At 40.3% G+C, this 11,126-nt stretch carries 10 protein-coding genes; 4 read left to right on the top strand and 6 right to left on the bottom strand.

What is annotated here, in order from left to right; all coding sequences use genetic code 11:
- Positions 1–1,225: alanine--tRNA ligase-related protein (locus QZY09_RS05195; RefSeq protein ID WP_295669101.1), on the bottom strand; the 1,225-nt coding region annotated here is incomplete at its 3' end.
- Positions 1,226–1,520: 295 nt separating this feature from the next.
- Here QZY09_RS05195 and QZY09_RS05190 point away from each other — a divergent pair.
- From QZY09_RS05190 to QZY09_RS05180, 3 genes are all read left to right on the top strand, one after another.
- Entirely contained in the window at positions 1,521–1,856 is a 336-nt protein-coding gene (locus QZY09_RS05190) for a MerR family transcriptional regulator (RefSeq protein WP_096352399.1), read from the top strand.
- Between the two features lie 143 nt (positions 1,857–1,999).
- On the top strand, positions 2,000–4,102 hold the full coding sequence (locus QZY09_RS05185) for a ComEC/Rec2 family competence protein (RefSeq protein ID WP_295669096.1): 2,103 nt from the start codon (positions 2,000–2,002) through the stop codon (positions 4,100–4,102).
- Positions 4,103–4,173: 71 nt separating this feature from the next.
- A complete protein-coding gene (locus tag QZY09_RS05180; RefSeq protein ID WP_295669094.1) occupies positions 4,174–4,818 on the top strand; it encodes a DUF4412 domain-containing protein in 645 nt (214 codons plus the stop codon).
- 45 nt (positions 4,819–4,863) lie between these two features.
- Here the strand turns inward: QZY09_RS05180 and QZY09_RS05175 are convergent, their stop codons facing one another.
- The 4 genes from QZY09_RS05175 to QZY09_RS05160 form a co-directional block, all read right to left on the bottom strand.
- On the bottom strand, positions 4,864–5,490 hold the full coding sequence (locus QZY09_RS05175) for a hypothetical protein (RefSeq protein ID WP_295669091.1): 627 nt from the start codon (positions 5,488–5,490) through the stop codon (positions 4,864–4,866).
- A gap of 98 nt (positions 5,491–5,588) precedes the next feature.
- Positions 5,589–6,854: an adenosylmethionine--8-amino-7-oxononanoate transaminase gene (bioA, locus tag QZY09_RS05170; RefSeq protein ID WP_295669088.1), complete on the bottom strand. Its 1,266-nt coding sequence runs from the start codon at positions 6,852–6,854 to the stop codon at positions 5,589–5,591.
- Positions 6,851–7,291: an NUDIX domain-containing protein gene (locus QZY09_RS05165; RefSeq protein WP_295669085.1), complete on the bottom strand. Its 441-nt coding sequence runs from the start codon at positions 7,289–7,291 to the stop codon at positions 6,851–6,853. The genes bioA and QZY09_RS05165 overlap by 4 nt, the downstream gene beginning before the upstream one ends.
- Positions 7,291–8,262, bottom strand: a complete 972-nt coding sequence (locus tag QZY09_RS05160; protein ID WP_295669082.1) for a cation diffusion facilitator family transporter — start codon at positions 8,260–8,262, stop codon at positions 7,291–7,293. Before QZY09_RS05160 ends, QZY09_RS05165 begins: the two co-directional genes overlap by 1 nt.
- A 401-nt stretch (positions 8,263–8,663) precedes the next feature.
- Between QZY09_RS05160 and QZY09_RS05155 the strand changes: the two genes are divergently transcribed.
- Complete coding sequence (locus QZY09_RS05155) at positions 8,664–9,857, top strand: pyridoxal phosphate-dependent aminotransferase (RefSeq protein WP_295669079.1); 1,194 nt, start codon at positions 8,664–8,666, stop codon at positions 9,855–9,857.
- A 103-nt stretch (positions 9,858–9,960) separates the two neighbouring features.
- Here QZY09_RS05155 and QZY09_RS05150 read toward each other — a convergent pair whose 3' ends face one another.
- A complete protein-coding gene (locus tag QZY09_RS05150) occupies positions 9,961–10,506 on the bottom strand; it encodes a hypothetical protein (RefSeq protein ID WP_295669074.1) in 546 nt (181 codons plus the stop codon).
- Positions 10,507–11,126: the final 620 nt, after the last annotated feature.

The following is an 11,126-nucleotide window of genomic DNA, read 5'->3' as shown; positions in this document are numbered from 1 at the left end:
GGATAAATTTAGAATTCAATCGTAATAAATCATCGGTGGTACCGAAGAAATTAAAGAACGCGTTACAATGGTTATTCCTAAAAGAAATATTATTTGTTATATCACCTTGACTAATCGCTACTTCTTTACTATTTGTACCATTAAAGAACTCTAATACAAGATATTCATCTTCTGTTTCAATATCCAATTCGCGTCTTAGTACTTTAATACCGAAGTCAGCAATTTGTTTTTTAACTTCCCTCAATTCCATACCTTCACTTGATTTAACAAATTCTTGGTTGACATGCCATATGCTTGATTTAGATACTTCTATTCTTGGATATTCTTCGCCTTCGTATTCTTCAAGAGCATCGCGCATAGCAACGGCTTCATTCCAGCCATCGGCGCCAGGTTTGGCTTCGCTTTTATAGGCTTTGCCGCTTTTCTCCGCAATAAACTGGATCAGCGGTTGAAACACATCAGTATCATAATTGGAGGTTTTTCCCTGCAATACCCTCACCAGCCTTTCAAAGCCCATGCCAGTATCCACATGTTTGGCTGGTAATGGCTGCAGCGAACCATCCCTGAGGCGATTAAACTGCATGAATACGTTATTCCAGATCTCGATCACCTGGTCGTGGTCGGCATTAACCAGCGTAGCGCCGCTTACTTTAGCACGTTCACTGTCCGGGCGGTTATCGTAATGAACTTCGGAGCAAGGGCCGCAGGGGCCGGTTTCGCCCATTTCCCAAAAATTATCTTTCTTATTACCCGGAAGGATATGGCTTTCATCAACATATTGTTTCCACAGGTTGTAGGTTTCCAGATCTTTTTCAAGGCCTTCTTTTTCGTCACCCTCAAAATAGGTTACGTACAGGCGGTCTTTATCAATTTTATAAACATCAGTCAGTAGTTCCCAACTCCAGGCAATGGCTTCTTTTTTAAAGTAATCGCCAAAGCTCCAGTTGCCCAGCATCTCGAACATGGTATGGTGATAGGTATCGATACCAACTTCCTCCAAATCGTTATGTTTGCCCGAAACGCGTAAACAGCGCTGGGTATCCGCCACGCGTGGGTATTTCGGCGTTTCTTCCCCTAAAAATAGCGATTTAAACTGGTTCATCCCCGCATTGGTGAACATCAATGTGGGGTCGTTCTTAATAACAATAGGTGCCGATGGAACAATCACATGTCCCTTCGAAGCAAAAAAATCCAAAAAAGCCTGGCGTATCTCTGAAGCTGTCATAAGGTGCAAAGATAGAGTTTTGAAGGATTTCGGAAGTCGAATTTTCGATTTCGGATTTAATAGTTGAATAAACTTTTATTATTTAGAAATAATTTGAATTGCGGGATCAAAAAAGGGCCATTTGTTCGTGGATTTCGGATGCCGGATTTTCGATGTCGGATTTAATAGTTTAAACAAATTAAGATTATCTAGAAATTACTTGAATTGCGAGGTCAAAATAGAAGCATTTATTACCTATTTTTAAAAATTCCGAAATCGAAATTCCGAATTCCGAAATCAAAGTTTAACTTTGCATATGCCATATAAAGAACGGGAAATCAGTAAGATGTACTACACCATGGGTGAAGTGGCCATCCTGTTTGATGTAAACCAATCACTCATAAGATTTTACGAAAAGGAATTTGATATCCTTCAGCCGAAAAAGAATAAAAAAGGTAACCGTTACTTTACCCCCGAAGACCTGGAGAACCTGAAACTTATATTTCACCTGATCAGGGAAAAGGGATATACACTGAATGGCGCTAAGGAATATCTTAAAAATAACATGGCCACCAGTAAGGACAATATAAAGGTGATCACCTCTCTTGAAAACCTTAAAAAATTTCTCATCGAAGTTAGCGAACAATTGTAATTTCCGGGAAAAACCTATCTTTAAAAAAAACATGTCATTGCGAGTGTAGCGCGGCAATCGCGAACATTGCATTTCCAACCTACTTTACCTAAAGACATAGTTCGCGATTGCTTCGTGCCCCGCAATGACAAACAGAATACTCCATGATCGCAAATCACAAAGGCGAAATTCCTGTCGTTGCCCTCCTGCTGCCTTTTTTATTGGGCATTATTGCGGGACTCAGCCTGTTTGCAGGTGTATATACCTATTGGTTAGTAATCATTTTTGCTTTTTTCTGCGTCGCGTTTATCCTTCTCAACCTTAATTATACCAGGCTAAAATTATATAAATACCGCTGGTTGGGCGGTTCGCTAATTACCATCGTTCTGTTTTTATTTGGCTGCATCATTGTTCTTAAAAACAGCGAGACCGACGCTAAAGGTCATTTTTCAAAAAACACAGCTCAATATCTTTTTATAAAGATCAATAATGAACCTGTATTAAAAAACGGGCTGCTGCGCTTTACCGCCAAAGTAGAAGCAACCGAAAACGATGGAATACACACACAAACAAGCGGAAGTTTGCTGGTTACCATCAAAGACAGTGCGGCCAGTAACCTTTATTACGGCGACGAGGTGCTGATCCCCGCAAAATACAAACCTATCGAACCACCTTTTAACCCGGCGGAGTTTAATTATAAAAAGTACATGGCCTATAAAAATATTTTTTACCAGGCATTTCTATTTCCAAAACAATACAAAGTAATAGCAGCCAATACAGGCAACCCGCTGATCGAGAATTCATTAAGATTGAGGCAGCACCTGGTGGAGAAGATAAAACTTAATATGCGGGATACCGGCGCCATTGCCGTAGCATCTACCTTAATATTAGGTTACAAGGCCAATTTAAGCGAGGATATTTTGCAGGCTTATAAAAACACAGGAACCGTATATGTGCTTACCGTTTCAGGTTCGCAGGTGGCCATCCTGTACCTGCTGCTATCCTTTATCCTTCAATTTTTAAACCCATATAAGTTTGGAAAGGTGATTCGGGCAGCTATTATCCTTGCAGTCATCTGGTATTATGCGCTGCTCACCGGCTTTTCGTTAGCGATTTGCCGGGTTGACGTGATGGTAAGCCTGGTTGTGATCGGTAAATTAGCCCGGCGGTATATCAACACGTTAAACCTGCTGGCTGTTTCGGCTTTTTCATTATTGATTTATGATCCGTTCTACATTACAGAGGCGGGGTTTCGACTATCCTTTATAGCGGTATCCGGGTTAATTGTGCTGCAACCCGTAGTTTATAAATGGCTAAAGTTTAAAAATAAATGGGTTGATAAAGTATGGGCACTTTGTTCAGTTTCCATCGCCGCGCAGGTGGTTATTTTTCCGGTCAGTGCTTTGTATTTTCACCAGTTCCCGGTTTATTTTTTGGTCAGCAACCTTTTTGTGGCAATACCAGCGGCGTTGGTGATGTACGGCGGGATACTTTTTTTATTACTGCCGAAGATCCCGTTTGTATCAGCATCTATAGCCTTTATGCTGGAAAAAACAATCATTATAATGAACAAGGGGCTGGCTTATATAGAAAATGTCCCTTATTCGGCTATTAATAAGATCTGGCTGACTGTACCTGAATACTTATTACTATATGCCATGATGATCAGCCTGTTTTATTTTATTTATGACAGAAAACTTTGGCTGCTTAAATTCAGCATGATCTGCACGCTGATGTTGTGCATTAGTTTTAGTGTAAAAAGTATCCAGCAATCCGATTCAAAAGAATTGGTTTGGTTAAACCTTAAAAAGCACCAGGGAATTGTGTTTAAAAATGGCAATAAAGCAGTGGTATTAACCGATTTGAAAAGTACCGATAAAACCTACCTGTATTCTGTTAAGCCCTATTTAGATAGCTGCCAGATAAATGATGTAAAGCTGTATAATTTGGGCCAGGACATCAATACCCACTGGATCAGGAAAAAGCATGGCCTGGTGCAGTTCCTGAATACGACGGTATTTATACCGGATAAAAAATTTTATTCAAATGATTTTCGGCAAAAAATAAAAACCAACTATATTTACATTACGGGCAACCCAGATAACGCACTTAATAGCATTAATCGTGATTTCGAATATGCTACGCTGATTATCGATGGCTCCAATTCCGACGCAAAAATAGATCAATGGGCAAAACAGCTTAATACAGAAAGTGTTAACTATAAAATTTTAAAGCGTAACAATTATATCATCTCAGCATCTAATTAGAAGTTAAAAAAAATACTAAAATTTGTACTTAAACTAGCAAAAACAAAATTGTATCTAACAAATCTGAATTTATGAAGATGAAACTTTTTATTGTTGCACTGGGCATCGCGCTTACTGCAACTACTATTAGTGCCAATGCACAAAAAGCTTATACTCAAGGATTAATCACCATGAGTGGCGACATGATGGGCCAGCCAACGCCCATGAAGGCATATTTCAGCCCTGACTCATTGGCGCTATCATTTCAGGCCGGCCCGGCAGCCATTAAAATACTAAGCAACGCTGCAAAAACATATTTCGTAGTTGTGGTAGACGTGCCTTCATTTTCTGTAAAAAAAGCAGCAATTTCTACACCTGATGAAATTGAACAGGCAAAAAATGCGTTACCGAAATTCACATTTGCGCTTACTAGCGAAACAAAACAAATCTCGGGTTTCAACTGTAAAAAAGTAATCGCTACGGATGCAAAAGATAATAAAACCTACGACGTTTGGGTAACTAATGACATTACGCTTCCTGCAAGTACAATGTCCGACCTGTATGCCGGAGCGGGCGGCGTTCCCATTCAGTACACCTCATTCAACAGGGGACAGGCATCTGTCATCACCGTTACCTCAATTACCGACGAAAAAGCACCTGCCGGAACTTTTGGTTTCTCAGCTGATTATGATAAGATCACCATGGATGACCTTAAAGCAATGAGCGGAGGTAATTAATTTATTGGTTGATTAAGTGGGTGGTTGCCTAAGTTAAACAACTGCTCACTTAATCAATTTTATCTCAGGCAACTCTGCACTAACGGCAATTACCCATTTGCTAAATAGTGAACTTTCAAACTCCACTGCATTTGCAGCATGTATTTCCCAATCTGGCGAAAAAGATTTAAGCTGATTGATCATTTCTTCCAAATGCCCTTCTTCTTCTAAAATTATCGACTTTACGTTTACTTTGCTGCCTGCATTATCCAACGCTTGCTGATAAACCGGGTATAATTCATCGGCCCTTACTTCAATTGCATAGGTTACCAATAAATACGCCGCAAACCTGAGTTCTATGCCGGTCAAACCAAGATCCTTTTTCAAATACCTGCAAACATCAATATCCAGCTGATTTAAATAGTAGCGGCTATAAGCAGGCGCTAATAAATATTGGACCGCATAGGTTTTGCAATTATCGATGCCTGTTTTTTCAATTTGTTTTTTCAGGTAGAAGGCGTGGCGGTGTTCTTCAGCGGCATGTTTTAAAATAATGTAGGTAACCGTTTCCATGTCCTCACTGGCTGAGATCTTACGGGCGCCGGTATTCTCCATCAATGATAGCGTATTTAACCACCTGGCATGCAATTGGTTATCTGATATTATTAAAGGTAATAGTTCGCTTAATTCCATATTATTTTTTGTGATTTCACCGATCAAGGTATGATTACACCGATTATTTATTGATGGTATAATTCAATCAATGTAATCGTTTATAAAAATCGGTGCAATCATATTTCTTCTAATGCTTGCTCAATTTTGGCGTAAATGTAGTTCAGTTCGTCATCAGTAATGCAATACGGAGGTAAAATATAGATCGTATTGCCAAGGGGCCTTAAGATAATGCCTGCATCTAAAAAGTATTGATACAAAACATCGCGCAGGGAGTTAAAGTAAGAGGTATTACTACCTGTCTCCCACTCCATCGCGAAAATTGTGCCTGTTTGGCGTGTGGTCTTTACTTTCGGATGGATATTTATTCGTTCTCCGAAGGCCCTGTGCTTTTCTTCTATCCTTTTGATGTTTGCAATAGTTGAAGGCTCCAAAAATAGGTCTAAACTTGCCAGGGCAGCAGCAATTGCCACCGGATTAGCGGTAAAAGAATGACCGTGGAACAGGGTTTTCAACTTATCGTCCGATAGAAAAGCATCATATATGGCTTGGGTGCAGGTGGTAAGCCCCAGGGCCATAGTGCCGCCAGTTATTCCTTTCGAAAAACACATAATGTCAGGTTGCTCCTGCACGTGGTTACTGGCAAAATAATTCCCGGTGCGCCCAAAGCCTGTAAATACCTCGTCGGCGATCATCAATATCCCTTCTTTGCGGCAATGTGCCATCAGCTCATTTAAATACTCCGCTTCGTACATCAGCATACCACCGGCACCCTGTACCAGGGGTTCAAATATGAAACAGGCTGTGGCAGTTTTCAGGTCTGAAATTTGCGATTTCAGACGATCTACATTGCTTTTATCGGGCAGGTCAATAAACTCAACCTCAAACAATAACTGATCAAATGCTGCAGTAAAAGCACTGCGGCCGCTAACCGCCATAGCGCCAAACGTGTCGCCATGGTAGGCATTTTTAAATGCGATGATCTTGGCCCGGTTTTCACCCTTATTATGCCAATATTGGAGGCACATTTTTATGGCGACCTCAACCGCTGTTGAGCCGTTATCTGAATAAAATACCTTTTGCTGGTTTGCCGGTAATATTTGCAGCAGGCGTTCGGCCAGTTCGACAGCGCCCTCATGGGTGAAGCCGGCAAATATCACATGCTCCAGTTTATGTAATTGTTCCGATACTTTTTTGGCGATATAGGGATGTGCGTGCCCGTGGATATTTACCCACCAGGAAGAAACCGCATCAATATATTTTTTGCCATTCTCATCAAACAATAAAGCCCCTTCGCCCCTAACAATCGGGATGGGTGGCTTTGCCGTTTTCATTTGCGTATAAGGGTGCCATATTACTTTTAAATCCCTGTCTGTCAAACTCATATGTTACCTGTTAAAAGTTTAGCTACATGCCGGTCTGTTGGGAAAAGAAAATCTTCGTTAGCCAGGTTGGTTAGTTTTACCCACCTGAAGGATTGCAAAACTTCACCCTCACCGTCAAAATCAAAAACCAGGTTTTTAAAATTCAGGTTCAGTTTCTCCCGGTTCTTAACGCTGTAATAAACGCTGATCACCTGCGAATCATTAAAAGCCGATTTTACATAAAAATCAGTGGTATAAAAATGACTTATCACTTCTATTGCTGCATTACATTCCTCTAAAAACTCACGTTTCAGGCCATCAATCAAACCTTCGCCGGCTTCAAGACCGCCGCCGGGGAATTTAGTAAATCGCATGCCATATTCCTGTTCATCACTGATCAGTACCTCGTTGCGATCATTGACCAGCAGGCCATAAACACGTACATTAAAAGGATACATTATTCAAAGTGTTTTCTGTTACGGATAATTTTGTCCAATGTCCAGGCGATGTCTGTCGTCTTGGGTTCCGATCTGATAGGGCATGCAGGCATATTACAATAATAGCAACACTCCGGCAGACACGGATCGGTATGAATAAACCATTCTGTTTTTGTTACTTCTGAATTGGTGATCGTATCTATCGACTTAACCTGTTCATGAACTTCATTCAAATCAAAATAGTTGGGTAAAGTTAAATGGCAGTCAATATGCAGCTCATTACCATATTTTTGTGCCCTGAAATTATGGATATCTATCCACGATACATTTCTATTATCATTCAAAACCTCTATTACTTCCTTTACCACTGTAAAGTCAGCTTCATCCATTAATACAGCCACTGATTTTCGCACCAGTTGGTAAGCATTATATAAAATATATAATCCTACAACGATAGACAATGCGCTATCCAGCCATAAAATATTGGTAAAATGGATGAGCAATAAACCGGCAACCAGGCCAATACTGGTAACCATATCAGTTAACAGGTGCCTTCCATCAGCATCAATGGTAACAGATGGCAGCGATTTTCCCTTGCGGATCATATACCAGCCCAGGCCGCCGTTTACGATGCCTGTTGCACCAATAATTGCAGCGCCTGTGATAAGGTCGTGAATTTGATTTGGATATATTAAACCATATACCGATTTAATGATGATAGTGAGTGCCGCGATACCTATCAAAAAACCTTCAACGAAAACCGAAAAATATTCCACTTTTCCGTGGCCATAGGGATGATTTTCGTCCCTGGGTTGGGCAGCAAGATAGATGCTGAAAAAGGCAAATGAACTAGCCAGTACATTTACAATACTTTCAGCCGCATCAGTAAGTACAAAATTGGATTCTGTTAAAAAGTATGCTCCGAATTTTGCCACCATGAGGAGGCCACTTGTAATTAGGGCAATAAAAATGATCCGCTTTTGTTGTTTCAAAATGATGAAATTTCGGCCAAATTTAGAAATAGTTTCCTGAAAAATACAGGCAAGTTCCTAACTATGTCAGTTATTACATGCGAATGAAAAAGAGATCGGTGCTGTTCCTTATTGATAGATAAAGGCATTAAGTTACCTGACAAAGCTACTGTATGGCATATGGTTGATTAAACAACTTAACCTGTTTCATATAATATATAATACATTATCTGCAACCAAAACAGGCCTCCCAATATTTCCAAATTCATAAAATCACCTATAAAAAGCGCTTAATTTTAAGCCATTACGAAATACAGCAACTGGTTTGTTAATAAAATGCTAAAAAAATCAAAATTTACTATTAACACCTCAACCTCCGCCCAGACTTTTCTATATTTGGGCCGCAATAAAATAAACATAAAATGAGTGCATTAAGTAACAGGATAAATAACCTGTCTGAGTCGGCAACGATCAAAATGGCCAAACTTGGCCGCGAGCTGGCCGCAAAAGGCGTTGACGTAATAAGCCTTAGTTTCGGTGAACCTGATTTTCATACCCCTGAACACATTAAGGAAGCAGCCAAGCTGGCTATGGATAAGAATTTCACCTATTACACCCCCGTATCAGGTTATCCTGACCTCAGGAAAGCAATCGCCAATAAATTAAAAACTGAAAACAACCTGGATTATGATTTTAGCCAGATCGTGGTATCAACCGGCGCCAAACAGGCAATTGCCAATGCGGTGCTGTGTTTGGTTAACCCGGGCGAAGAGGTGATCATCCCCACTCCTTATTGGGTATCCTACTCCGAAGTAGTTAAATTGGCTGAAGGTGTGAGTATATTTATTGAAGCGCCCGTTGAACAGGATTTTAAAATAACACCAGCCCAATTAGAGGCAGCTATTACCCCAAAAACCAAGCTGTTTATGTTTTCATCGCCTTGTAACCCTACCGGCAGTGTTTACAGTAAAAGTGAGTTAGAGGGCCTGGCCAAAGTATTTGAAAAACACCCTCAGGTTTACATCCTGTCGGACGAGATATATGAGCACATCAATTTTGTAGACAAGCATGAGTCTATAGCCCAGTTTGATGCAATTAAGGACCGGGTGATCATCATTAATGGCTTTTCAAAAGCATTTGCGATGACGGGCTGGCGTATCGGCTACACCGCATCAAACAAAGAAATTGCAAACGCCTGCGATAAAATGCAGGGCCAGGTTACTTCCGGCACCTGTTCTATTACCCAAAAGGCGGGTGTTGCTGCGTTGGAGGGTGGATTAGATTCCGTTCTACAAATGCGCGGGGAATTCAAGAAACGCCGCGACCTGGTTTACGGCCTGTTAAAAAATATTGAAGGCATAAAAGTAAATCTGCCTGAAGGTGCATTTTATTTCTTCCCGGATGTTACTTCATTCTTTGGTAAAAGCTATAACGGAAAAGTAATTAATGATGCCGATGAACTGAGCATATACCTGCTGGAAGAAGCACATGTAGCTACTGTTGGCGGCGATTCATTCGGGGATACCAAATGCATCCGTATTTCCTATGCCGCTGCCGAGGAAAAGCTGATCGAAGCGATGAACAGATTAAAAGTTGCATTAGGCAAATTAGTGTAGTTTTTAATTTGCTCAAAGAGAATATAGGCTTACAACAAAGCCACAAAAAAAAAGCCGCGAATAGAATTTTCGCGGCTTTTTTATGCCTGCCTCTTAAATAAAATTACAAGCCGAAACCATAGGCAACGCGCAAACCAACGAGGCCATAGCTATCACCTGATCCTGAGAAGTTCTCATACCGAACACCAACATCCAAATTTTTGGTAGCATACCCCAACCCCGGCGATAGTATAAGTTTAGTATTTTTAGCGTAGGCGGTTTCAAACCCGGCGCCGGCCTCTGCGCCAACGTACATGCCTCCTGCTAAAAATGCTTTAATACCAGCTTTCACCGGTACAACACCTAAATCATTTGGTTTTGCGGTGTAAGTAATACCATCGATGGTTGCAGATGAGCCCCTTGCAAAAAAATTATAATAGCCAGAAGTAAGGGTAAGCGCAACGTCTTTACTTAATCCGTATTGCAAACGGGCCGTTCCGCCCAGATCGAATTTAGAAAAATCTTTAAGATTTCCTGTCGGAATTCCACCTTCGATGCCAATACCTAAGCGCCATGCGTTAGCTGGTGTTGTTTGGCCCTTAACACTACTGGTAAGGAGTAAAGCAGTGGCAGTAAATGCCAATGCTAATAGTTTTGATGCTTTTTTCATAGTTGTGTTTTTTATTAAACAATGGTTAAATTGTATTACCCATGTTTAACAAATATTTTACCACAGGCAACTAAGCGCGATAATTCTATGGCTCCGAAGCTATTTAATAATAGCTTCCGGGACGGTTAATTGCTGACGATCAGGGAACTTGGAGCAAACAAAACGTGGATCCAGCAAAAAATAGGAAATTTCAGGGCATTTTTCTATTAGTGAACATTATTGACCTTAAAAAAGGGCAAAAACCGCGCATTTCAAACAATAAACCAATTTTAAAGCGTGTGCCAATTGAGATCACCTAAGCGCCGCAGGTGAATGAAAAACTTGACATGGCGCTAAAAACAACCCAACGTAAACACTGTGTTAAATTAAGAAACGGAGTCGAATCCATTTTTTTTCCTTATACTTGGAGTCGCGAAGATTTTGCCTTTTGCATTTGATGCCGGATAAGATTACATTTAACAAAAAAAATTCAAAAACAACAGCTATTATCTTATCTTTAAATTTCAAATTAAACCGGAAATAAAAATTTTCACGCATCAGGTCCAAAACAACTAATAAAGCTGATTTATAGGCATTTTAGAAAAAAATTGAAAAATCTATAATCAAATAAACAAAAAAAT

Source organism: uncultured Mucilaginibacter sp. (assembly GCF_903913935.1).
Lineage (GTDB): Bacteria > Bacteroidota > Bacteroidia > Sphingobacteriales > Sphingobacteriaceae > Mucilaginibacter.
Note: the sequence above shows the minus strand (reverse complement) of the source record. Positions and strands in the feature narration are given on the sequence as shown.